General features: G+C 71.4%; 17 protein-coding genes and 1 pseudogene. 9 read left to right on the forward strand and 9 right to left on the reverse strand.

Annotated features, from left to right (window positions below):
• Positions 1–10: 10 nt before the first annotated feature.
• The 3 genes from FHS39_RS08730 (at position 11) to FHS39_RS08740 (ending at position 3,460) form a co-directional block, all read left to right on the forward strand.
• On the forward strand, positions 11–1,633 hold the full coding sequence (locus tag FHS39_RS08730; protein ID WP_184348006.1) for an MFS transporter: 1,623 nt from the start codon (positions 11–13) through the stop codon (positions 1,631–1,633).
• Positions 1,630–2,235, forward strand: a complete 606-nt coding sequence (locus FHS39_RS08735) for a TetR/AcrR family transcriptional regulator (RefSeq protein WP_184348008.1) — start codon at positions 1,630–1,632, stop codon at positions 2,233–2,235. Before FHS39_RS08730 ends, FHS39_RS08735 begins: the two co-directional genes overlap by 4 nt.
• A gap of 211 nt (positions 2,236–2,446) precedes the next feature.
• Positions 2,447–3,460: an endonuclease/exonuclease/phosphatase family protein gene (locus FHS39_RS08740; protein WP_184348010.1), complete on the forward strand. Its 1,014-nt coding sequence runs from the start codon at positions 2,447–2,449 to the stop codon at positions 3,458–3,460.
• Between the two features lie 77 nt (positions 3,461–3,537).
• Here FHS39_RS08740 and FHS39_RS08745 read toward each other — a convergent pair whose 3' ends face one another.
• On the reverse strand, positions 3,538–5,292 hold the full coding sequence (locus FHS39_RS08745) for an NAD+ synthase (protein ID WP_184348012.1): 1,755 nt from the start codon (positions 5,290–5,292) through the stop codon (positions 3,538–3,540).
• 218 nt (positions 5,293–5,510) lie between these two features.
• On the opposite strand from FHS39_RS08745, the gene FHS39_RS08750 reads away from it, so the two are divergent.
• Positions 5,511–6,050, forward strand: coding sequence for a DUF4234 domain-containing protein (locus FHS39_RS08750; RefSeq protein ID WP_246470001.1), 540 nt, complete (start codon positions 5,511–5,513; stop codon positions 6,048–6,050).
• 60 nt (positions 6,051–6,110) lie between these two features.
• Here the strand turns inward: FHS39_RS08750 and FHS39_RS08755 are convergent, their stop codons facing one another.
• Positions 6,111–7,664 carry a multicopper oxidase family protein gene (locus FHS39_RS08755; protein WP_184348015.1) on the reverse strand — a complete coding sequence of 518 codons (1,554 nt, stop codon included), beginning with the start codon at positions 7,662–7,664 and terminating at the stop codon, positions 6,111–6,113.
• 84 nt (positions 7,665–7,748) lie between these two features.
• On the reverse strand, positions 7,749–8,156 hold the full coding sequence (locus FHS39_RS08760; protein ID WP_184348016.1) for a DUF6153 family protein: 408 nt from the start codon (positions 8,154–8,156) through the stop codon (positions 7,749–7,751).
• 159 nt (positions 8,157–8,315) lie between these two features.
• Between FHS39_RS08760 and gadC the strand changes: the two genes are divergently transcribed.
• From gadC to FHS39_RS08780, 4 genes are all read left to right on the forward strand, one after another.
• A complete protein-coding gene (gene gadC / locus FHS39_RS08765) occupies positions 8,316–9,803 on the forward strand; it encodes a glutamate/gamma-aminobutyrate antiporter GadC (protein ID WP_184348018.1) in 1,488 nt (495 codons plus the stop codon).
• Between the two features lie 43 nt (positions 9,804–9,846).
• Positions 9,847–10,719 (forward strand): alpha/beta fold hydrolase, encoded by an 873-nt coding sequence (locus tag FHS39_RS08770; protein WP_184348020.1) that lies wholly within the window; start codon positions 9,847–9,849, stop codon positions 10,717–10,719.
• Positions 10,720–10,960: 241 nt separating this feature from the next.
• Complete coding sequence (glnA, locus tag FHS39_RS08775; protein ID WP_184348022.1) at positions 10,961–12,322, forward strand: type I glutamate--ammonia ligase; 1,362 nt, start codon at positions 10,961–10,963, stop codon at positions 12,320–12,322.
• Positions 12,323–12,394: 72 nt separating this feature from the next.
• Positions 12,395–15,472 (forward strand): bifunctional [glutamine synthetase] adenylyltransferase/[glutamine synthetase]-adenylyl-L-tyrosine phosphorylase, encoded by a 3,078-nt coding sequence (locus tag FHS39_RS08780; protein ID WP_184348024.1) that lies wholly within the window; start codon positions 12,395–12,397, stop codon positions 15,470–15,472.
• Between the two features lie 39 nt (positions 15,473–15,511).
• Here the strand turns inward: FHS39_RS08780 and FHS39_RS08785 are convergent, their stop codons facing one another.
• The 6 genes from FHS39_RS08785 to FHS39_RS08810 all read right to left on the reverse strand — a co-directional run bounded on the left by FHS39_RS08785 (position 15,512) and on the right by FHS39_RS08810 (position 22,356).
• Entirely contained in the window at positions 15,512–16,372 is an 861-nt protein-coding gene (locus tag FHS39_RS08785) for a phosphatase PAP2 family protein (RefSeq protein WP_184348026.1), read from the reverse strand.
• Positions 16,373–16,490: 118 nt separating this feature from the next.
• Positions 16,491–17,516, reverse strand: a complete 1,026-nt coding sequence (locus FHS39_RS08790) for a LacI family DNA-binding transcriptional regulator (RefSeq protein ID WP_343069451.1) — start codon at positions 17,514–17,516, stop codon at positions 16,491–16,493.
• A 25-nt stretch (positions 17,517–17,541) separates the two neighbouring features.
• Positions 17,542–19,173 carry a glycoside hydrolase family 13 protein gene (locus tag FHS39_RS08795; RefSeq protein WP_184348028.1) on the reverse strand — a complete coding sequence of 544 codons (1,632 nt, stop codon included), beginning with the start codon at positions 19,171–19,173 and terminating at the stop codon, positions 17,542–17,544.
• 88 nt (positions 19,174–19,261) lie between these two features.
• On the reverse strand, positions 19,262–20,110 hold the full coding sequence (locus FHS39_RS08800; RefSeq protein WP_184348030.1) for a sugar ABC transporter permease: 849 nt from the start codon (positions 20,108–20,110) through the stop codon (positions 19,262–19,264).
• The gene (locus FHS39_RS08805) at positions 20,107–21,048 is read right to left on the reverse strand and encodes a carbohydrate ABC transporter permease (RefSeq protein ID WP_184348032.1); all 942 of its coding nucleotides are present in this window, start codon (positions 21,046–21,048) and stop codon (positions 20,107–20,109) included. The genes FHS39_RS08800 and FHS39_RS08805 overlap by 4 nt, the downstream gene beginning before the upstream one ends.
• 6 nt (positions 21,049–21,054) lie before the next feature.
• Positions 21,055–22,356 carry an extracellular solute-binding protein gene (locus tag FHS39_RS08810; RefSeq protein ID WP_184348041.1) on the reverse strand — a complete coding sequence of 434 codons (1,302 nt, stop codon included), beginning with the start codon at positions 22,354–22,356 and terminating at the stop codon, positions 21,055–21,057.
• A 298-nt stretch (positions 22,357–22,654) separates the two neighbouring features.
• Between FHS39_RS08810 and FHS39_RS08815 the strand changes: the two are divergent.
• A pseudogene (locus tag FHS39_RS08815) lies at positions 22,655–24,046 on the forward strand (alpha-amylase); the annotation flags it as partial.
• Positions 24,047–24,146: the final 100 nt, after the last annotated feature.

Genomic DNA, 24,146 nt, shown 5'->3' on the forward strand with positions numbered 1-24,146 from the left:
GGGTGGCCGCATGGCACCCCAGTCCGACATAGCCCCGCCCCGGCGGGTCCCCGAGGCCGTGCACCGCAGGCGCTGGGCGATCCTCGCCGTTCTGCTGTTCAGCCTGCTCGTCGTCGTCCTCGACAACTCGATCCTCAACGTGGCGATGAAGACCATCGCCGCGCCCGCCCCCACCGGACTCGGGGCGACCCAGAGCGAGCTGGAGTGGGCGATCAACTCCTACACGCTCGTCTTCGCCGGAATACTGTTCACCGCCGGACTGCTCGGCGACCGGCTGGGCCGCAAGAAGGTCCTGCTCTTCGGCATGGTCGTCTTCGGGATCGGCTCCGTGCTCTCGGCGGTCGCCGGATCGCCCGGCGAGCTGATCGGCTTCCGCGCGGTGATGGGCTTCGGCGGCGCCTTCGTGATGCCCTCGACCCTCGCGATCATCATGAACGTCTTCGAACGCGACGAGCAGCCCAGGGCCATCGGCATATGGGCGGGCGCCGTGGGTCTCGCCATCGCCATCGGCCCGATCACCGGCGGCATCCTGCTCGACCACTTCTGGTGGGGCTCGGTCTTCCTGGTCAACGTCCCGATCGTCATCGCCGGACTGACGGCGATGGCCGTGCTGATCCCCGAGTCCAAGGACCCGAAGCCCGGCCGCCTCGACCCGCTCGGCGTGGTGCTGTCCGTCATAGGGCTCGTCCTGCTCGTCTACGGCATCATCAAGGGCGGCCAGCTCGCCGACTTCACCCAGCCCGAGGTCTACGGCACGGTCGGCGGCGGCCTCCTCGTCCTGCTGCTCTTCGTGCTGCACGAGCGGCGCAGCGAGCACCCCGCCATCGACGTGCGCTACTTCCGCAACCCGGCCTTCTCCGCCGCCGTCTCCTCCATCGCGCTGGTCTTCTTCGCGCTGATGGGCGTGACCTTCTTCGTCGTCTTCTATACCCAGAGCGTGCGCGGCTTCACCCCGCTGCAGAGCGGCCTGCTGCTCCTGCCGCTGGCCGCCGCCCAGATGGCCTTCGCGCCGCGCGCCCGCCTCGTTGTCGACAGATTCGGCGCCCGCGTGGTGTGCACGGCCGGCATGCTGCTGGTCGCCGCCAGCATGGCGGGCTTCCTGCTGCTCGACCGCCACACCCCGATCTGGGTGCTGGAAGTGCTCTTCTTCGTCCAGGGCACCGCGATGGCACACATCATGCCGCCCGCCACCGTCTCGATCATGCAGTCGCTGCCGCGCGAGAAGGCCGGTTCCGGCTCCGCCGTGAACAACACCTTCCGGCAGGTCGGCGGCGCGCTCGGCGTGGCCGTGCTCGGCTCGGTGCTCTCCACCACCTACCGCGACGGCATCGCCGACAAGCTCGACGCCGTCCCCGGCCTCTCCGCCGACGCCCGGCACGCCGCCGGCGAGTCCATCGAGGCCACCCTCGGCATCGCCGAGAAGCTCGGGCCCGCGGGCAAGCAGCTCATCGGACCTGCCAACAGCGCCTTCATCCACGCCATGCACGTCACCGTCATAGGATCCACGGCCGTCGCGCTGCTCGGCGCCGTCGTCGTCGCCCTCTTCCTGCCCGGCAAGAAGGCCGCCCAGGCCGCCGGAGCCGGCGCACCGCGCCTGGGCCCCGAGAAGGAACAGGCGGGAGCCGGCGCATGAGCGCGAACGCGGAGCCGGACGCGCGGCGCGGGCGGCCGCGCAGCGCCGCCGTCGACAGCGCCGTCATCGAGACCGTGCTGCGCCTGCTCGAAGAGGGCGTGCCCATCGGCGACCTGTCGATGGAGCGCATCGCGCGCGAGGCGGGCGTCGGCAAGGCCACCGTCTACCGGCGCTGGGCGGGCAAGGAGGCGCTGATGCTCGACGTGCTGCGCTCGCTCGACGCCGTACAGCCCGAGCCGGCCGGCCGCTCGGTCCGCGAGGACCTCGTGATGATGCTGGAGTTCCTGCGCATGCGGGGCCTGGCCAAGCGGTCCTCCGCCGTTCTGCGCACGGTCGTCACCCAGGTACAGGCCCACCCCAAGCTGTGGCGGGAGTACCACGACACCGTGGTGACCGCCCGCCGCGAGGCGTTCTTCACCGTGCTGCGGCGCGGCATGGCCACCGGCGAGATCCGCCCCGGCCTCGACGTCGACCTCGTCACCGACCTCTTCGTCAGCCCCATGCTCTCCCGGGCCATGCTGCACGAGTGGCGGGAGCTGCCCGAGGAGCTGGCCGAGCAGATTGTCGACATGGTGCTGGAAGGCGTACGGCCCCCGGCCTGACCCCCGCCGAGGGCAATCCGCCGCCCGGCGGGCCCGATTGTGCCCGTTGTGTCACAGCACGCCCCACCGCCCGGCCTGCAGGAACCCGGGCCGGGCGGACGCACGTCCTCCTCCCCGACGCCCCGGCCAGGGGCGTCCGGGTCAGCCCCACGGCGAAGATCACTTATGGTCGGTGCGCGGGGACGAGCGATGAGGCAGTGAGGGCAGCGGGATGCCGCAGGCATACATGGAGGAAACGGGCCGTGAGGGAGTCGGTCCGGAGCCGGTCGGCTCCGGAGCCCGGCACTTCCTGAGCCAGTGGAAGAGCCCCGGCATCTGGCGCCGGGGCGTGGTCGTCGCGGCGCTCGCGGTGCTGCTGGGACTGCTGATGTTGCTGCACGCCGACCTGCCCAACCGGGTCGGCAACCTCGGCAGCCTCACGGAAACCTTCCTTCCGTGGCTCGGCCTGCTCGTCCCGGTGCTGCTCGTCCTCGCCGTGCTGCGCCGCTCCGCGACCGCGCTCATCGCGCTGCTGCTGCCCGTGATCGCCTGGGCCAACCTCTTCGGCGGCCTGCTGAGCGACAAGTCCGGCAAGGGCGGCAACTTCACGGTGGCCACGCACAACGTCAACGCCGAGAACCCCGACCCCGCGGCCACCGCCAGGGCCGTCGCGGCCTCGGGCGCGGACGTCGTCGCGCTGGAGGAGCTCACCAGCCCCGAGAGGTACGAGCGGGCGCTGGCGGACACGTACAAGTACCACTCCGTGCAGGGCACGGTCGGCGTGTGGAGCAAGTACCCGCTCACCGACGCCAAGCCGGTCGACATCCAGATGGGCTGGACCCGCGCGCTGCGCGCCACCGTGCAGACGCCGCAGGGTCCGGTGGCCGTCTACGTGGCCCACCTGCCCTCGGTGCGGGTGAAGTTCAACGCGGGCTTCACGGCGGGACAGCGGGACAACAGCGCGGCGGCGCTGGGCCGGGCGATCGCCCGGGAGCCGGTGCGCAAGGTCGTCCTCCTCGGCGACCTCAACGGCACCATGAACGACCGCTCGCTCGCACCCGTCACCTCGCAGCTGCGCTCGGCGCAGGGCGCGGCGGGCGACGGCTTCGGCTTCAGCTGGCCCGCGAGCTTCCCGATGGCGCGGATCGACCAGATCATGGTCCGCGGGATGGACCCGGTCTCGGCATGGACCCTCCCCGCCACCCCGAGCGACCACCTGCCGGTGGCGGCCCGGGTGAAGGTCTGACGCGGGAACCCCCCGGATAAAAGCGATGCGGCGCAAGGCACTGCCTTGCGCCGCATCGCTTTTATCCGGGGGAGGGGTCAGCCCCGCTCGCGCCAGCGGTTGGTTATCGGGAGGCGGCGGTCCTTGCCGAAGCCCTTTGCCGAGATCTTCGTGCCCGGCGGGTACTGGCGTCGCTTGTACTCCGCCGTGTCCACCATGCGCAGGATGCGCGTCACCAGCTCCGCGTCGAAACCGGCGGCCACGATCCGCTCCAGGCCCAGGTCCCGGTCCACGTACAGCTCCAGGATCCGGTCGAGGACCTCGTAATCCGGCAGCGAGTCCGTGTCCACCTGGCCGGGGCGCAGCTCGGCGCTCGGCGGCTTGGTGATGGAGTTCTCCGGGATCGGCGGGGTCTCGCCGCGCTCGGCCGCCGCCTGGTTGCGCCAGTTGGCGAGGCGGAAGATCCAGGTCTTGTAGACGTCCTTGATCGGGCCGTACGCGCCGACGGAGTCGCCGTAGAGCGTGGAGTAGCCGCACGCCAGCTCGGACTTGTTGCCCGGCGCGAGCACGATGTGGCCCTCCTGGTTGGAGATGGCCATCAGCATCGTGCCGCGCAGCCGCGACTGGAGGTTCTCCTCGGCGAGCCCGGTCAGCCCCAGCGAGCCCATGTACGCGTCGAACATCGGCGCGATCGGCACGGTCCGGAAGTGCAGGCCGGTGCGCCGGGCGAGCTCCTCGGCGTCGCCGATGGAGTGGTCGGAGGAGTAGCGGGACGGCATGGCCACGCCGTAGACGTTCGCCGCGCCCACCGCGTCGCAGGCGATGGCGGCGACGAGCGCGGAGTCGATGCCGCCGGAGAGGCCGATCAGGACGCTGCGGAAGCCGTTCTTCTCGACGTACGCGCGCAGGCCCGTCACCAGCGCCGAGTAGACCTCCTCGGCCGCGCCGAGCGGGGCCGCCTGGCTGCCCGGGAACGCGGGCTCGTAGGCGGGCAGCGGGTCGGCGGACAGCGTGACGTGGTCGATGCGCAGACCGTCGTCGACGACGCCCGAGGGCGTGGCCGCCGGGGCGGCCGGCAGGTCGAGGTCGAGGACGATGCAGGTCTCCTCGAAGCGGGAGGCGCGGGCGATGACCTCGCCGTCGAGGCCGACGACGATCGAGTCGCCGTCGAAGACCAGCTCGTCCTGGCCGCCGGTCGTCGCCAGGTAGGCGGTGGTGCACCCGGCCTCCTGGGCGCGCTTGCGCACCAGCTCCAGGCGGGTGTCGTCCTTCTCCCGCTCGTAGGGGGAGGCGTTGATGGAGAGAAGCAGCCCGGCCCCGGCGGAGCGCGCGGCGGGCACCCGGCCGCCCTCCTGCCACAGGTCCTCGCAGATGGCGAGGGCGACGTCGACGCCGTGCACACGGATCACCGGCATCGTCTCGCCGGGCACGAAGTAGCGGAACTCGTCGAAGACGCCGTAGTTGGGCAGGTGGTGCTTGGCGAAGGTGAGGACGGGCTTGCCGCGGTGCAGCACGGCGGCGGCGTTGCGCGGCGCACCTGCGGGACGGCCGAGCCGCGGCCGGGCCTCCTCGCTGCGGTCGAGGTAGCCGACGACCACCGGCAGCTCCCCGAAGCCCTCGTCCTGCAGCCGGGCGGCGAGCGCGTCCAGCGCGGCGCGGCCGGCCTCGACGAAGGAGGGCCGCAGCGCGAGGTCCTCGACGGGGTAGCCCGTCAGTGCCATCTCAGGGAACGCCACCAGATGGGCGCCCTGCTCGGCGGAGTGCCGGGTCCAGCGGACGATGGCCTCGGCGTTTCCGGCGATGTCGCCGACGCAGGGGTCGATCTGGTTCAGGGCGAGACGAAGTTGAGCCACGTCCACCAGGGTAACCGTCAGAGTGACGCAATGTGGTGTGAGCGCGGCCACGCGGGGGCCTGTGCGGCCGGACCGCCAGGGTCCCGCCGGGCAGACGCCCCTTGGGATTGCCTGGCGGCAAAACGCGATCTTGTGACAAGCTGCGCGGTCTGCCCGTGGTGCGGTTCCGGCCACGGGCGCCTTGATGTTTTGTCAGAGCCCGTCCCGTAGGAGACCCGTTGACCACGCCGCAGTGGGGCCCGCCCTCCCCGAACCCCTACCCGCCCCAGGGCATGCCCAGCCCGTACCAGGGCGGCTACCCGCAGCAGGCGCCCATGGGCTACCCGGCCCCGGGTGGTTACCCGCAGCAGGGCCCGGCGCACTTCGGCCTGGCCATGAAGCGGCGCAGCGCCTTCGGCGTGTGGGTCCTGATGATCATCACCGCCGGCATCTACGCGCTGGTCTGGTATTACAAGATCCACAAGGAGATGGCGCAGTTCGACAGCCGCCGGGACATCAGCCCGACCGGCAGCCTGCTCACCATCATGTTCGGCGGCTACCTGATCGTCCCGCCGTTCGTCTCCATCTACAACACGGCCAAGCGCATCGGCGACTCCCAGCGCGCGGCCGGTCTGCAGGCCACCTGCAGTGGCGGCCTCGGCCTGCTGTTCGTCTTCGTGCTCGGCCTGTGGCCGCTGTACTACCAGAGCGAGCTCAACAAGGTCATCGACCACTACGGCAACCCCCAGCCCGGCACCCAGCTGCCGCTGGCCGTCTGAGCCGCTCCGCACCCCGAGGGGCCCGCGCCGCACGTCCGGCGCGGGCCCCTCGCGCATGCGCTAGCGGCGGTAGCCGAGGACCGTCATCATCCCGGCCTCCGAGTGGTAGACGTTGTGGCAGTGGAGCATCCACAGGCCCGGGTTGTCCGCGTCGAAGTCGACGGCGAGCCGCTTGCCCGGAAGCACGATCGCGGTGTCCTTGCGCGGGCCCCCGCCGGGCAGCGCGAAGGTGTGGCCGTGCAGGTGCATGGGGTGCCACATCCCGGTGTCGTTGACGAACACCAGCCGCACCCGCTCGCCCGCGCGGACGTCGTAGCGCTGTGACGGCGCGTACTTCCTGCCGTTGACCGCCCAGTCGTACTTCTCCATCGAGCCGGTCAGCTTGAGCGTGACCGTACGGTCGGGCCGGCGCTCCGGCAGCCGTACGCTCCGGTCGGCCTTGAGGCTGCCCGCGGCCGGCGGCGTGGCGTCGAGCTCCTTGGGGCGGGCGTCCGCGCCGGGCGCCGCGCCGCCGCCCGTCCGCAGGACGGCCATGGCCGAGCGGTTCTTGCCCTCGGCCAGCGCGGTGAGCGGGAAGACGCCGTCCTTGGCCTCGACGAGCACGTCGTAGCGCTCTCCCATACCCAGCAAGAGTGTGTCCGTCTGGACGTGTTCGACGGGGAAACCATCCGTATGGGTGATCGTCATCCGGTGCTCACCGAGGGCCACGCGGAAGGCGGTGTCGCCGCCCGCGTTGACCAGGCGGATGCGGATCCGGTCGCCGGGCCGGGCGGTGAAGGTCTGCGGGTCCTCGGGGACGCGGCCGTTGACCAGGTAGTGCGGGTAGGCGACGTCGCCCGCGTCACCGCCCAGGACGGGGCTGGAGGCGCCCATCAGCATCCGGGAGGGGCCACCGGAGGCGGCGGGCCCGCCGTGGTGCATGCCCTCCATGCCCTCCATGCCCGTGCCCATCTCCATGCCCATGCCCTTGCTCAGCTCGGCGAGGACCGCGTCCGGAGTGCTGCCGTCGACGCCGTCCACCCAGTCGTCCAGGACGACGACCCACTCCTTGTCGTACGACAGCGGCTCCTTGGGGTCCTCCACGATCAGCGGCGCGTACAGCCCGCGGTCCTGCTGCACGCCCGCGTGCGGGTGCAGCCAGTACGTGCCCGGGTGGGCGACCGTGAAGCGGTAGTCGTGCGAGGCGCCGGCCTTGACCGGCTGCTGGGTGAGCCCGGGAGCGCCGTCCATGTCGTTGCGCAGCGCCAGCCCGTGCCAGTGCACGGACGTGGGCTCGGGCAGGTGGTTGGCGAGGGTCAGCGCGAGGGTGTCGCCCGCCGTGACCCGGATCTCCGGGCCGGGCAGCGTGTCGCCGTACGCCCAGGTGGCGACCGTGCGGCCGCCGCCCAGGCCGATGCGGGCGGCGGTCGCGGTCAGCCGCACCTGCCGTACGGGCCCGGTGCCGCGGCGGGCCTCGGCCGCCGCGACCTCCTTGCCGTCGGGCGAGACATAGCCGCCGTCCGTCGGCGCGGCGGCCGGACCGCCGCCCTTGGAGCAGGCGGCGAGCAGGCCGCCGCCTGCCATGGCGAGCCCCGCGCCGAGAGCGGCGCGGCGGGTGGTCGTGCGTATGCGCATGGGGAAGTGCACCTCGTGGTGTCGGTGTTGCGGGCGTGGTGGATGAGCGCGTCCGCTGCCGCGAAGGGCGAGCGGGACGCGCTCCTACACGCGCAGCACCGACAACCGGGCGAGAGCCTTGTGCCGTGGCGGGGGACGGGGCCACAGCGCCCGCGCGCACCAGGCGCGGACCGAGGCGAACAGCGCGCCGGCCGGGTGCCCGAGGGCGGCGAGGGAGAGCAGGAGGGCGGCCGTCCAGCCGGCGCCGAGCACGGCGAGGCAGACGGACATCGGGTCCATGCCGCCGTGTTCGGAGTGGGCCGCAGGGGCCGCGGCCGTACCGGCGGAGGCCATCGGGCCGGGGGCGGCGGTCTGCGTCATCGCCATCGAGGCGTGCGCCGGGGCGTGCCCGTCCGGGTGTCCGAGTGTGTGCATCGTCACGATGCCCAGCAGCAGCGCGGCGAACAGCAGCAGGCGCCCGCACCAGGCGGCGGCCTTGCGCTGTCCGTACACCGTTCGCCTCCCCGAGCCCTCCGAACCTCCTGCGCACCTTACCCCCTCCGGGTATACGCGCCGAAGGGCGGCAAGGGAACGGATGTGCACGTAACGGTGGTGAGGGCCGATGATGGGGCGAAAACGATCGACGCACGGCCCGAAGGACGCTCTCCCCCCATGACCACCACGGAACAGGTGCGGGAGGAACGTCCCTCCGCCCGTCCCGCCCGCCCGGACCTCGCCCCCGCTCCGGACACCGCACAGACCCGGCAGTTCATCTCCTGGGCGACCCTCGCGATGATGACCACCGCCTCCGTGGCCAATCTGCGCCCCGCCCCCTCCATGGCGATCTACGGGCTGGCCGCCGTCTTCCTCTACCTCGTCCCGGCCGTGGTCTTCCTGCTGCCCACCGCCCTGGTCTCGGCCGAGCTCGCCTCCGGCTGGACCGGAGGCGTCTACCGATGGGTGAGCGAAGGCCTCTCCAAGCCGCTCGGATTCCTGGCCGTCTGGTGCCAGTTCGCGATGACGATCGCCTACTACCCGAGCCTGCTCGCCTACGTGGCGAGCACCTTCGCCTACGTCGTCGACCCCTCCCTGGCCGGCAACGGGCTCTACATCGCCATCGTCATCGTCGTCGTGTACTGGTCGGGCGTGCTGATCTCCCTGCGCGGCACCAAGGCCGTGGCCGGGCTCGCGGGCGTGGGCCTGGTCGTCGGCACCCTGATCCCGGGCGTCGTCCTCGTCGTGCTCGGCCTGGTCTTCCTCGGCCAGGGCAACCCGTCCGCCGCGCCCATGGACACCGGGCATGTGCTGCCGCCGTGGACCGGGCTCGCCAGCCTGGTCCTGATCGTCAACAACTTCCTGTCCTACGCGGGCATGGAGATGAACGGCGTCCACGTCGCCTCGCTGCGCGAGCCCGGCAAGCAGTTCCCGCGCGCGATGGCCGCCTCCACCGGCCTCGTCCTGCTGATCTTCATCCTCCCGGCGCTGGCCGTCAGCTGGGTGATGCCGGGCAAGGACCTCAGCCTCACGGCCGGGGTGATGCAGGCGTTCCAGGGCTTCTTCGACCACTTCCACGTGGGCTGGCTGACCAAGGTCGTCGGCGTGCTGCTCGTCGCTGCGGCGCTCGGCGGCATGCTCACCTGGCTGTCCGGGCCGTCCAAGGGCCTGCTGATCGTCGCCCGGCAGGAGGGCTATCTGCCGCCCGTCCTGCAGAAGCTCAACCGGCACGGCGTCCCGCGGAACATCCTGCTCGCCCAGGGCGTGCTGACCACGCTCATCGCCCTGCTCTACGCCTTCGTCCCCGACGTCTCCAGCGCCTACTGGATCTTCTCGGTCGTCACCGCGCAGATCTACCTCGTCGTCTACCTGCTGATGTTCGCCGCCGTCATCCGGCTGCGCGCCACCCGGCCCGACCACCCGCGGGGCTTCCGCGTCCCGGCCGTGCACCTGGTCGCGGGCACGGGCTTCGCGGCCTCGCTCGCCGCGATGCTCATCGGCTTCGTACCGCCACAGCAGTTCGGCGGCGGACCGCTGTGGCGCTACCTGCTCACCGTCGGCGGCGGCCTGCTGGTCATCGGCTTCCTCGCACCGCTGGCCTTCCTCAAGTGCCGCAAGCCGCACTGGGCCACCACCGGGCACCGGGAAGCCGCCGCCGTCGAGTAGCTTGCTCTCGGGCGATGGAGCCGGAGCAACCAGGGGGACGGACATGAGCGGTACGCAGCGGCCACCGGGCCGGATGCTGCGCGTCGGGGGAGTACCACTGCACGTCCTGTGCGAGGGGTCCGGTCCGGTGGCCGTGCTCAGCGCCGGGCTCGGCATGGGCTGGTTCGACTGGGAGCCGGTCGTACCGCTGCTCACCCCGCACCGCACGGTCGTCCGCTTCGACCGCCCGGGGCTCGGCTTCAGCGCCCCGGCGCTCGAGCCGCCCACCGCCGCCGGGGAGGCCGCCCGGATCGCGGGCGTCCTCGACGCGCTGGGCCTGACCGGGCCCGTCACGCTCGTCGGGCACTCCCTCGCCGGATTCCACACCGAGGCGTTCGCCCGGCTCTACCCGGAGCGCACAGCCGGGCTCGTCCTCGTCGACGCCAGCGTGGAGGAGAATGCCCGGCCCGTGCCCGCCCGCGAGCTGCGCACGATGGCCGCCGAGATCCGGGGCCTGGCCTTCGCCTCCGCGGGGCTGCCCCGGGCCCTGGGTCCCGCACTGCGCAGGCTCTCGGTCCGCTCGGCCTCCGTCAAACGCCACGACCCGGCCCCCGCCGACCTGATCCGCCGCACCTACGGCACCGGCCGCGTGGTGCGCGCCGTCCTCATGGAGAACGCCCGCTACCGCGACGTGGCCGCCGAACTGGAAGAGTTCCGCGCCCACCACCTGCTCCCCCCGGCCCCGGTCACGGTCCTGGCCGCCTCGCCCGGCACCGGCTCCTGGCTGGAGCGCCGCTGGCTCCAGCGCCAGCGCGCGCTGGCCGCCCGCCTGGACGCCCGCTTCGAAGCCGTGGCCCCGGCCGGCCACCTCCTGATGTACGACCGACCCCAGTCCATCGCGGCAGCGGTCCTGGCCACACCGTTCCTGCGGACGTAAGAGGCCGGACCGGCCCTGCAGGCAGGTCGACCATGATCGGGCCCGTGGCCCACAATGGAGGCAAGCCGCAGCACGTGCCTGCGGGCACGATGGACACGTGCGGAGAGGTCCTCTCCGAGAGACGAGGCGTTCAGACGTGTGTGCGCAACGTGCTCGAAACCGTGTGGTGGGATGCTCATGTGCCCCCCGATGTGCCCCGCTGCTTGGGAGCGGACGGCCTGACCAGCGAGGATAGGTAGCTATGGATAAGCAGCAGGAGTTCGTGCTCCGCACCCTCGAAGAGCGCGACATCCGCTTCGTGCGGCTGTGGTTCACCGACGTGCTCGGGTACCTGAAGTCCGTGGCCGTCGCCCCCGCGGAGCTCGAGCAGGCCTTCGACGAGGGGATCGGCTTCGACGGGTCCGCCATCGAGGGATTTGCCCGGGTCTACGAGTCGGACATGATCGCCAAGCCGGATCCGGGGACCTTCCAGATCCTGCCCTGGCGGGCCGAGGCGCCGGGCACCGCCCGGATGTTCTGCGACATCCTGATGCCGGACGGCTCGCCCTCCTACGCCGACCCGCGCTACGTGCTCAAGCGCATCCTGGCCAAGACCTCCGACCTCGGCTTCACCTTCTACACCCACCCCGAGATCGAGTTCTTCCTGCTCAAGAACAAGCCCGTCGACGGCACCCGGCCGGTGCCCGCCGACTCCTCCGGGTACTTCGACCACACCCCGCAGAACGTGGGCATGGACTTCCGCCGCCAGGCCATCACCATGCTGGAGTCGATGGGCATCTCGGTGGAGTTCAGCCACCACGAGGGCGCCCCCGGCCAGCAGGAGATCGACCTGCGCTACGCCGACGCGCTCTCCACCGCCGACAACATCATGACCTTCCGGCTGGTGATGAAGCAGGTCGCGCTGGAGCAGGGCGTCCAGGCCACCTTCATGCCCAAGCCGTTCTCCGAGTACCCCGGCTCCGGCATGCACACCCACCTCTCCCTCTTCGAGGGCGACCGCAACGCCTTCCACGAGTCGGGGGCCGAGTACCAGCTGTCCAAGGTCGGCAAGTCCTTCATCGCCGGGCTGCTCAAGCACGCGGGCGAGATCTCCGCCGTCACCAACCAGTGGGTCAACTCCTACAAGCGCATCTGGGGCGGCTCCCAGCGCACCGCCGGCGCCGGCGGCGAGGCCCCCTCGTACATCTGCTGGGGCCACAACAACCGCTCCGCGCTGATCCGGGTGCCCATGTACAAGCCCGGCAAGACCGGCTCCACCCGCGTCGAGGTCCGCTCCATCGACTCCGGCGCCAATCCCTACCTGACCTACGCGGTCCTGCTGGCCGCGGGGCTTAAGGGCATCGAAGAGGGGTACGAGCTCCCCGCCGGCGCCGACGACGACGTCTGGGCGCTGTCCGACGCGGAGCGGCGGGCCATGGGCATCGAGCCGCTGCCGCAGAACCTGGGCGAGGCCATCGAGCTCATGGAGCGCAGCGAGCTGGTCGCCGAGACCCTCGGCGAGCACGTCTTCGACTTCTTCCTGCGCAACAAGAAGCAGGAGTGGGAGGAGTACCGGTCGGAAGTGACCGCTTTCGAGCTGCGCAAGATGCTGCCGGTGCTGTAAAGCCGGTGTCGTAAGGCCGGCGTTGTAAGGAACGCGGAGCGAGGAGCTCCAGGCGATCGGAAGGGCCTGCCCATGACCGTGCCCGAGGGGCGCCGCACCAGCAGCACCTACACCCGGCTGCTGAGACACGGCTTCACCGACACGGCCGCCGCCGAGCGGCTGCTCGGCACCCCCGGGCTGGCGTCCGTCCGCACCGACCCGGTGCTCCTCGACGCGCTCGGCGGGGCCGCCGACCCCGACCTCGCCCTGCACGGCCTCGTACGGCTCGTCGAGGCCCAGGACGAGGCCGAGCGGCGGACGCTGCTGGACACCCTGATCACCGCCAAGCCGCTGCGCGACCGGCTGCTCGGCGTGCTCGGCGCCTCCGAGGCGCTCGGCGACCACCTCTCCCGCCACCCGCACGACTGGCACGTCCTGGAGACCTTCGACTCCGACGACCTGCACCCGGGCGTCGCCGAATTCGCCCGCGCCCTCGCCGAGGGCGTGCGCGAGGGCTGCGCCGCCGCCCTCGTGCCCGCCGACGCACTGCGTGCCGCCTACCGCCGCTGCCTGCTGGCCATAGCCGCCCGCGACACGAGCGGCACCGCCGACGTCGCCCAGACCGCCGCCGAACTGGCCGACCTCGCCACCGCCACCCTCCGCGCGGCCCTGCAGATCGCCGCCGACGAGCACCCCGAGGACGCCGCCGTCTGCCGCCTCGCGGTGATCGGCATGGGCAAGTGCGGCGGCCAGGAGCTCAATTACGTCTCCGACGTCGACGTGATCTTCGTGGCCGAGGCCAAGGAAGGCATGCCGGAAGGCCCCGCCCTCGCCGCTGCCACCCGCCTCGCCTCCCGCATGATGCGCGTGTGCTCCGACGTCACCCCCGAAGGCACCATCTGGCCCGTCGACGCCAACCTCCGCCCCGAAGGCCGCAACGGACCCCTGGTCCGCACCCTGAGCAGCCACCTCGCCTACTACCAGCGGTGGGCCAAGACCTGGGAGTTCCAGGCACTGCTCAAGGCCCGCCCGGTCGCCGGCGACCCCGAACTCGGGCAGGCCTACGTCGACGCCCTCTCCCCGCTGGTGTGGCAGGCCGCCGAGCGGGAGAACTTCGTCGCCGACGTCCAGCAGATGCGCCGCCGCGTCATCGCCTCCATCCCCGCCACCCAGGTCGACCGCGAGCTCAAGCTGGGCCCCGGCGGCCTGCGCGACGTCGAATTCGCCGTACAGCTCCTGCAGTTGGTGCACGGCCGCAGCGACGCCACCCTGCGCGCCGGATCCACCCTCGACGCGCTGGCCGCGCTCGCCGCCGGCGGCTACGTCGGCCGCGCCGACGCCAAGGCGCTCGACGCCGCCTACCGCTTCCTGCGCGTGATGGAACACCGCATCCAGCTCTACCGGCTGCGCCGCACCCACCTCATGCCCGAGGACGAGGCCGACCTGCGCCGCCTCGGCCGTTCCATCGGCCTGCGCACGGAACCGGTCGCCGGGCTCGCCAAGGAGTGGAAGCTGCACGCCCGCGAGGTGCGGCGGCTGCACGAGAAGCTGTTCTACCGGCCGCTGCTCGACGCCGTCGCCCAGCTCGAACCCGGCGAGATCCGCCTCAGCGCCAAGGCGGCCGGCCAGCGCCTGGAAGCCCTCGGCTACCACGACCCGGCCGCCGCCCTGCGGCACCTGGAGGCCCTCGCCTCCGGCGTCACCCGCAAGGCCGCCATCCAGCGCACCCTGCTGCCCGTCCTGCTCGGCTGGTTCGCCGACTCCGCCGACCCCGACGCCGGGCTGCTCAACTTCCACAAGGTCTCCGACGCGCTCGGCAAGACCCCCTGGTACCTGCGGCTGCTGCGCGACGAGGGCGCCGCCGCCGAGAACCTTGCCCGGGTGCTGTCCGCCGGCCGCCTCGCCCCCGACCTGCTGCTGCGCGCCCCCGAGGCCGTCGCCCTGCTCGGCGACCCCGGCGGCCTGCGCCCGCGCACCCGCCAGGCGCTGGAGCAGGAGGTGATGGCGGCGGTGGGCCGTGCCGAGAACGCGGAGGCCGGCATCGTCGCCGTCCGGGGGGTGCGCCGCCGCGAGCTGTTCCGCACCGCCGCCGCCGACATCATCGGGGCCTACGGGCCCTCCCGTTCGGGCAACGGCGTGCACGTCACCGGCGAACACGGCACCGGCTCGCGCGGCGCCGCCGAGACCGCGGGCACCGAGCCCGGCGCCCGCGTGGACACCGTGGGCGACGCCGTCTCCGACCTCAACGCCGCCGCCATCGCCGGAGCCCTGCGCGCGGCCGTGCGCGCCGAGTGGGGCGACACCCTGCCCACCCGCTTCGCCGTCATCGGCATGGGCCGCTTCGGCGGCCACGAGCAGGGCTACGGCTCCGACGCCGACGTCCTGTTCGTCCACGAGCCCCGCGAGGGCGTCGGCGACGAGGAGGCGGCCAAGGCCGCCTTCGCCGTCGCGGGCGAGATGCGCCGGCTGCTCCAACTGCCCACCACCGACCCGCCGCTGCTCGTCGACGCCGACCTGCGCCCCGAGGGCAAGTCCGGCCCTATCGTGCGCAGCCTCGCCTCCTACGCCGCCTACTACCGGCGCTGGTCGCTGGTGTGGGAGAGCCAGGCGCTGCTGCGTGCCGAGCCGGTGGCGGGCGATGCGGAGCTGGGCGCGCGCTTCATCGAGCTGATCGACCCGCTGCGGTACCCCGTCGAGGGCCTCGGCGAGGACGCGGTGCGCGAAATCCGGCGGCTGAAGGCCCGGATGGAGTCCGAGCGGCTGCCGCGCGGCGCCGACCCCACCACCCACACCAAGCTGGGCCGCGGCGGCCTGTCGGACGTGGAGTGGACCGTGCAGCTGCTGCAGATGCGGCACGGCTGGGCCGAGCCCGGCCTGCGCACGACCCGGACCCGGGAAGCGCTCGCCGCGGCCCACGCGGCGGAGCTGGTCTCCACCGACGACGCCCGGATACTGGACGAGGCGTGGGTGCTGGCCACCAGCGTGCGCAATGCCGTGATGCTGGTGCGCGGCCGGGCCCAGGACACCTTCCCCGGCGACCCCCGCGAGCTGGCCGCCGTCGGCCGCTACCTGGGCTACGAGCCGGGCCACGTGGGGGACATGCTGGACGACTACCGGCGCACCACCCGGCGGGCCCGCGCCGTGGTCGAGGAGCTGTTCTACGGGGCCTGAACCCCGCCGTCTGACGGGGCCCGGCCCGGTGCGTTCGCTTCACCCAGCATCGCGCCGGGCGCCGCGCGCCGCCACCTGGCGGGCGAGGCGGCAGGGCAGGGCCCCGTACCAGGCGTAGGACAGCGCGAAGCCGAAGGACAGGCAGAGCAGTCCGCCCACCGCGTCCAGCCAGAAGTGGTTGGCGGTCGAGACGATCACCACGAGCGTGGTCACCGGGTACAGCACCCCGAGCACCCTGGCCCACAGCGGGCGGGCCAGCAACGCGATGGTGACGCCGCACCATGTCGACCAGCCGATGTGCATCGAGGGCATGGCCGCGTACTGGTTGGACATGTTGGCGAGGTTGCCCGAGGCCATCGAGCCCCAGGTGTGGTGCACGACGACCGTGTCGACGAAGCCCAGGCCGTCCATCAGCCGGGGTGGAGCAAGCGGATACAGGTAGTAACCGAGCAGGGCCACGGCGGTGGTGGCGAACAGGCTCAGCCGCGCCGCCGCATACCGCCCGGGATGCCAGCGGTAGAGCCAGACCAGCACGCCGATCGTCAGCACGAAATGCAGCGTGGCGTAGTAGTAGTTCATGCCCACGATCAACCACGTCACCGAATTCACGGCTTGGTTGACGGTGTGCTCGACGGCGATGTGCAGGCTCTGCTCGGCCTGCCAGATCCAGTCCGCGTTGCGCAGGGCGGCCGCTCTCTGCTCGGGCACGGCGTTGCGGACGAGCGAATACGTCCAGTAACTCACCGCAATCAGCAACACCTCGAACCAGAGGCGCGGATGCCGCGGGGAGCGCAGCTTCCGCAAGCCCACGCGGTCCTGCGACGGCCGGTCCACACGCTCCTCGGTGGGTGGTGGGGCGGCCGTCCGGTCTTCCAGGGTCCTCACTGTCGCTTCACCCATGGGGAAAGAGTGTGCCAGAAAGCACTCGGCCGCAGATCGTCCTCAAGACCGGGCTTCGCGGCTTTCGGCCGGATTCGCCACGCCCTCTTGAGGGATGGCGCGAGCGCCTGTACGGACGTCAGGCGCGCAGTCCGGGAGCCGACGCCGTCGATCCCCTGACCACCAGTTCCGGCAGGAAGACGAACTCGCTGTGCGGTGCCGGGGTGCCGCCGATCTCCTCCAGCAACGCCCTGACCGCGGCCTGTCCCATCGACTGCACGGGCTGCCGGATCGTGGTCAGCGGCGGATCGGTGAAGGCGATCAGCGGGGAGTCGTCGAAGCCCACCACCGAGACGTCGCGCGGCACTTCGAGCCCGCGCTGCCGCGCCGCCCGGATCACCCCGAGCGCCATCATGTCGCTCGCACACACCACCGCCGTGCACCCCCGCTCGATGAGCGCGGAGGCCGCCGCCTGACCACCCTCAAGGGTGAACAGCGAATGCCGTATCAGGTGACGCGCCTCCTCCGCGGCCACCCCGAGCTCCTCCTGCACGGCGGCCAGAAAGCCCTCGATCTTCCGCTGCACCGGCACGTACCGCTCGGGCCCCAGCGCCAGCCCGATGCGCCGGTGCCCCAATGCCGCCAAATGGGTGACGGCCAGCCGCATCGCCGCCCGGTCGTCCGGCGAGACGAAAGGCGCCCTGACCTTCGGGGAAAAGCCGTTGATCAGCACAAACGGCACGCCCTGGGCGCGCAGGTGCTCGTAGCGCTGCATGTCCGCCGAGGTGTCGGCGTGCAGCCCGGAGACGAAGATGATCCCGGCGACCCCCCGGTCGACCAGCATTTCCGTCAGCTCGTCCTCGGTCGAGCCGCCCGGGGTCTGGGTGGCCAGCACCGGGGTGTACCCCTGCCGGGTCAGCGCCTGCCCTATCACCTGGGCGAAGGCGGGAAAAATAGGGTTCTCCAGCTCGGGGGTGATCAGCCCGACGAGGCCGGCGCTGCGCTGCCGCAGCCGTACGGGACGCTCGTAGCCCAGCACGTCGAGCGCGGCCAGCACCGACTGGCGGGTGGAGGCGGCGACCCCCGGCTTTCCGTTGAGGACGCGGCTGACGGTTGCTTCGCTGACACCCGCCTGGGCTGCGATATCGGCTAGCCGGGCGGTCACAGGATGGGACTGTACCGGTCGCACGTCAGACTGCCCACCACACACAGGAATCCGAGGGAATGCGCACGGTACCGCCAGCGAATTCCAGGGCGGCCGTCGCCAGCACCGGACGTCCCGGCACCGGCATCGTCACCTCGTCACCGAGCGTGTTGAGCGTGCAGACGAAGCCCGGCCGGGAGAGGGCCAGCACCCCCTCAGGCGCCTCCAGCCAGCGCATCTCCCCGTCACCCAGCCCCGGCAGCTCCCGGCGCAGCACCAGCGCCGAGCGGTAGAGCTCCAGCGTCGAGCGCGGGTCACCGGACTGCGCCTCCACCGACAGCTGCGCCCACGCAGCCGGCTGGGGCAGCCAGCTGCCGCCCGGCCCGAAGCCGTACGGAGCCGCCCCGCCCGACCACGGCAGCGGCACCCGGCAGCCGTCGCGGGTGCCCTCCTGCCCGTCGCCCCGGAAGAACGCCGGGTCCTGGCGCACCTCGTCCGGCAGGTCCACCACCTCCGGCAGCCCCAGCTCCTCGCCCTGGTAGACGTAGGCCGAGCCCGGCAGCGCCAGCATCAGCAGCGCGGCCGCCCGCGCCCGGCGCAGGCCCTGCTCCCCGCCGCCGTAGCGGGTGGTGTGCCGCACCACGTCGTGGTTGGACAGCACCCAGGTCGTCGGCGCCCCCACCGACAGCGTCGCGGCCAGCGACTGGTCGATGACCTCCCGCATCGGTCCCGCCCCCCAGGCGCAGGTCAGGAACTGGAAGTTGAAGGCCTGGTGCAACTCGTCCGGGCGCACGTACAGCGCCAGCCGCTCCGGGGTCGGCGCCCACGCCTCGGCCACGCCGATGCGCTCGCCGGCGTAGGAGTCCAGCAGCTGCCGCCAGCCGCGGTGGATCTCGTGCACCCCGTCCTGGTCGAAGAACGGCAGCACCTGGGCGCCGATCAGTTTGGCCTGTTCAGTACGGCCGATGTCCGGCAGCCCGGGCGCCTTGACCATGCCGTGCGCCACGTCGATGCGGAAGCCGTCCACCCCCAGGTCCAGCCAGAACCGCAGCACCGACTCGAACTCGGCCCGCACCTCGGGGTTGTCCCAGTTGAGGTCCGGCTGCTCGGGGGCGAACAGGTGCAGGTACCACTCGCCCGGGGTGCCGTCCGGGCCGGTGGTGCGCGTCCACGCCGGGCCGCCGAAGACGGACTCCCAGTCGTTGGGCGGCAGCTCGCCGCCCGCCCCCCGGCCCGGCCGGAAGTGGTAGCGCGCGCGGGCCGCCCCCTCCGGCTCGCCCGCGAGCGCCGCCCGGAACCACACGTGCTGGTCCGAGGTGTGGTTGGGCACGATGTCGACGATCACCCGCAGGCCCAGCCGGTGCGCCTCGCGCACCAGGTCGTCGGCGTCCGACAGCTGCCCGAACAGCGGGTCGACGGCCCGGTAGTCGGCCACGTCGTAGCCCCCGTCCGCCTGCGGCGAGGCGTAGAACGGGGTCAGCCACAGCGCGTCCACCCCCAGCTCGGCCAGGTAGGGCAGCCGCTCGCGGATCCCGCGCAGATCACCGATGCCGTCGCCGTCGCTGTCGGCGAACGAGCGCACGTACACCTGGTAGATGACGGCGCTGCGCCACCAGCCCTCGGCCTGCGCGCGGGCCTCGGCGGACGGGCGGACGGAGTGCGCGAGGTCCTGAGTCATGTACTTCCCATCGGTTCGTCGTACGGGCGGTTCTTCGTACGGGGCGTATGCAGGTGACAACGACGGCGGCGGGCCGAGGTGAGCGCGGTCAGCCCTTGGTGCCGCCCGCGGTCAGCCCCGCCACCAGGTGCCGCTGGGCGAGGAAGAAGATCGCGCCGGCCGGGACGGTGATGAGCACGGCCGCCGCCGTCATCAGCCCCCACTCGGCCTTCTGCTGGCCGACGAAGGTCTGCAGGCCCACGGCGAGCGTGTAGTGCTCCTCGCTGCTCATGAACTGGCTGGCGAAGGCGACCTCGCCCCAGGCGGTGATGAAGGAGTAGAAGCCGGTCACCGCGAGGCCCGGCCGGGCCAGCGGCATGATCAGCCGCCAGAAGGTGCCGAACGGCGTCAGCCCGTCCACCCGGCCGGCCTCGTCGATCTCGGTGGGTATGGAGTCGAAGTAGCCCTTGAGCATCCACGCGCAGAACGGCACCGAGACCGAGCAGTAGGTGAGGATCAGACCCCCGTAGGAGTCCAGGAGCTCCAGCTGCCCGAGGATGTTGTACAGCGGCACGATGAGCACCGCCATCGGGAACATCTGCACCACCAGGAACGTCCACATCAGCGGCCGGTGGCCGGGGAAGCGCATCCGCGAGACGGCGTAGCCCGCGCTCGCCGAGATGAGCACGCCGATCACGGTCGCGCCCAGCGCCACGACCAGCGAATTGCCGAACCAGGTCAGGAACTTCGTCTGGCCCAGGATGTGCCGGTAGTTGGAGAGGTCGAAGCCGACGAAGCGGGTCGGCTCCTGCCAGCCGTCGCGCCCCCGCAGGGACAGGAAGACGATGAAGAGCACCGGGAAGACCGAGACGGCCGAGGCGGCGATCAGCACCGTGTGCAGGGCGGCGGACGCGCCGCGCGAACGCGTCCCCCGCGGACGGGGCTTGGGGGTGCTCATCGTGCTGCCTCCTGACGGGCGAGCAACCGGCGGTAGAAGACGGCGAAGACCAGCAGGAGCGAGAGGATGAGGATGCCGTACGTCGCCGACCCCGCATAGTCGCGGACGCCCTGGAAGGCCAGCCGGTAGGAGTACGTCACCAGGATCTCGCTCTCCGAGCTCGCGCCCTGCCCGATCAGCAGGTAGATGACCTGGAACATGTTGAACGTCCAGATGACGCCCAGCAGGATCACCGTCCCGCTCACCGGCCGCAGCCCCGGCAGCGTCACGTGCCTGAACCGCTGCCAGGGGGAGGCGCCGTCCATCTCGGCCGCCTCGTGCAGCTCACTCGGGATGGCCTGCAGGCCGCCGAGGATGGCGACCATCATGAACGGCACGCCCAGCCACACGTTGACCGCGACCGCCGACACCTTCTGCAGGGTGCTGTCGCCGAGCCAGTCCATGCTGCCCATGCCCAGCTTGCCGAGGAAGGCGTTGAAGATCCCGTATTTCTCGTTGAACATCAGCCGCCACGAGAAGGTGGCGACGAAGGCGGGCACCGCCCACGGCAGGATCAGCAGCACCCGGTACAGCGCCCGGAACCGCACCTGCCGGTTGAGCAGCAGGGCCAGCCCCAGCCCGATCGCGTAGTGCAGGAAGACACAGGCCGCCGTCCATACGACGGTCCACGTCAGCCGCGAGTAGAAGTGGCCCTCCTGGCCGGAGAGCACCTTCCAGTAGTTGTCCAGACCGACGAACTTGTAGGTCGAGGCGATGTGGTTGACGCCGATCGTGCGGCCGACGTTCGCCTCGTTGGCGTCGGTGAAGGACAGGTAGATGCCCCGGCCCAGGGGGTAGCCGACGAGGACGGCCAGGACCACGACCACCGGCAGCACCATCGCCCAGGCGTACCAGTGGGTGTCGAAGGAGCGCCTGGCCCGGGTGACGATTGAGCTCATCCGGCTCTACTCCCCGATGCCGTAGTCCTTCAGGAGGGCGGACTGCCAGGTCTTGGCCGTGGCGTCCAGACCCGTCTTCGGGTCCTCCTTCAGGGTCAGGATCCGGGTGTAGTGCTGCAGCCAGTCCGGGAACAGGTCGCCGCCCTGCGGGATCGGCGGGCGCGGGTGCGCCTTGCCGAGCGCCTGGTAGAAGGAGCTGCGTACCGGGTCGGCCAGCACCTCCTTGGTGTAGGCCGACTTGCGGGTCGGCAGCACGCCGATGGCGTCGGAGACGCGGTCCTGCTGCGCGGCGTCGGTCATGAACCGGGTGAAGAGGTACGAGGCGTCGAAGTTCTTCGTCCCCGCGTAGACCACGAGGTTGTGGCCGCCGACCGGGGCGCCCGCCGTGCCCGTGGAGCCCGCCGGGACGGGCGCGATGCCCAGGTTCGCCTTGTTCTTGTAGGCGTCGCCGCCGAAGATCTCCTTGGTCGCCCAGGGACCGTCGATCATCATCGCCAGCTTGCCGTTCTTGAAGTCCGTCTTGAGGACGTTGTAGCCGTCCGTGCCCGCGGGCTTGGGCGCGGCACCGGACTTCACCAGGTCGACTGCGGTCTCGATGCCCTTGAGGGAGGCGGCGTCCGAGATGGTGATCTTCTTCTTGCCCGCGTCGACCATGTCGCTGTTCTCGCCGTAGAGGAACGGCAGCGAGTAGTAGCCGTCCGGGCTCAGGCCGATGCCGTCCGCGCCGGTCTTGTCCTTGATCTTCGCGGCATCCTCCTTCACCTCGGCCCAGCTGGCCGGGGGCTTGTCGATGCCCGCCTTCTGGAAGAGCTCCTTGTTGTAGAGGAGGCCGAGGGTGTCGGTGACCTGCGGGACGCCATAGGTCTTGCCCTGGTACGCCGCGTTCTTCAGCGGCCCGTCCAGGAAGTCGTCGCTCTTGTCGAGCGCCGGAGTGCCGGTGAGGTCCTTGAGGTAGCCGAGCTGCGCGAAGCCCGGGGTCCAGCCGACGTCCGAACGCAGCACGTCGGGCGCGCCCTTGCCGGTGGCGGCGGCGGTCTTGAACTTCTGCTGCGCCTGGTCGAAGGGCACGTTGACGTAATCGACGTGGATGTTGGGGTACTTCGCCTCGAAGGCCGAGACCAGCTTCTTGAAGGCCGGTGCCTCGTTGGTCGCGTCCGAGGTGTCCCACCAGGTGACGGTGCCGCTCACGCTGCCCGGGTCGTTGGCCGCCTTCGAACCGTCGCTCCCGCTGCCGCCGTCACCGCCGCACGCGGTCGCGGTCAGGGCCAGCACGCCGATGGCGGCTGCGACCGATATGCCTCTTCGCATAGGGATGCTCCTCTTCCAGGAGGCCGCCTGGGGGGAGGGGGGCGGCCCGAGCTGAGGAGGAAGCTAACAGGCTGAAATCTCTTGCGAAAGACCTTGCAAGAAGGAAACGGTGAGATTTCTCGGTTGTAACCGACTCGTGTCCGAAGGGTTGACCGGTGCGGACGGGGCTCGTACGGTCTCGTGCGCGGCATGTTGGCACCGGCTTGCGAACGGCTTGCGCAAGAACCTTCATCGGCCTTACGGGCGCTGCACGTTGCCCTTTCGGCCGTCGAACCTCCCCCCACCCCTAGGAAGTCCCATGCCTGGAACCGGGCGAAGAGCCCTGACCGCGGCACTCGTCCTGACGGCACTCACGGCCGGAGCGGCGCTCGACACCGCCCCGCCGGCGCAGGCCGCCCCCGTCGGCGACAAGGACGTCACGGCGGTCCTCTTCGAGTGGAGGTACGACTCCGTCGGCCGGGAGTGCAAGGACACGCTGGGCCCCGCCGGTTACGGCTACGTCCAGGTCTCCCCGCCCCAGGAACACGTGCAGGGCCCGCAGTGGTGGACCTCGTACCAGCCCGTCAGCTACCGCATCGCCGGGCGGCTCGGCGACCGCGCGGCGTTCGCCGGCATGGTCGCCGCCTGCCACTCGGCAGGCGTGAAGGTCGTCGTCGACGCGGTCGTCAACCACATGACCTCCGCGTCCGGCACCGGCACCGGAGGCACGCCGTATACGAAGTACGGCTACCCCGGCCTCTACCAGGACGCCGACTTCCACACCTGCCGCAGGCCCGTCGCCGACTACACCGACCGGAACGACGTCCAGAACTGCGAACTGGTCAAACTCGCCGACCTCGACACCGGCAGCGACCACGTCCGCTCCGCCATCGCCGGCTATCTGGATGACTTGCTCTCGCTCGGCGCCGACGGCTTCCGCATCGACGCCGCCAAGCACATCGCCACCGACGACCTCGCGGCCGTCAAGACCAAGCTGACCAAGCCCGACGTCTACTGGAAGCAGGAGACCATCTACGGCGCGGGCGAGGCCGTCCAGCCGGAGGAGTACCTGCGCAACGGCGACGTCCAGGAGTTCCGCTACGCGCGCGATCTCAAGCGGGTCTTCCAGAGCGAGCGGCTGGCCTACCTGCGCAACTACGGCGAGGGCTGGGGCTATCTGCCCGGCGCCCAGGCGTCCGTCTTCGTCGACAACCACGACACCGAGCGCAGCGGCGACACGCTCTCGTACAAGGACGGTGCCGCCTACACGCTGGCCAACGTCTTCATGCTCGCCTGGCCGTACGGCTCGCCGGACGTGCACTCCGGCTACGAGTTCACCGACCGCGACGCGGGGCCGCCTGGCGGCGGTGCGGTGCGCGAGTGCTGGCAGGACGGGTGGAAGTGCCAGCACAAGTGGCCGGAGATCAAGGCCATGGTGGGCTTCCGCAATGCGGTGCGGGGGGCGGGGGTGACGGATTGGTGGGACAACGGGTACCAGGCGATTGCCTTCGGTCGGGGTGACCGGGGGTACGTGGCGCTCAACCATGAGGCCTTCGCGCTGACGCGCAGCTTCCAGACGTCGCTGGCGGGCGGTGACTACTGCGACGTGCAGAGCGGTCGGCGGGTGACGGTGGGGGCCGACGGGCGCTTCACGGCGACGCTGGGCCCGAACACGGCGCTGGCACTGCATGTGGGTGCCCGTACGTGCGGGTAGTTGGCCCCGGTCCCGCCCTTTCACCGTTTCCGGGGCTGCGCCCCCTCGACCCCCGGACGCGGCTTCGCCGCGTGTCCTCAAACGCCGGACGGGCTGA

The sequence above is a fragment of the Streptomyces olivoverticillatus genome (genome assembly GCF_014203555.1).
GTDB classification, from domain to species: Bacteria; Actinomycetota; Actinomycetes; order Streptomycetales; family Streptomycetaceae; genus Streptomyces; species Streptomyces olivoverticillatus.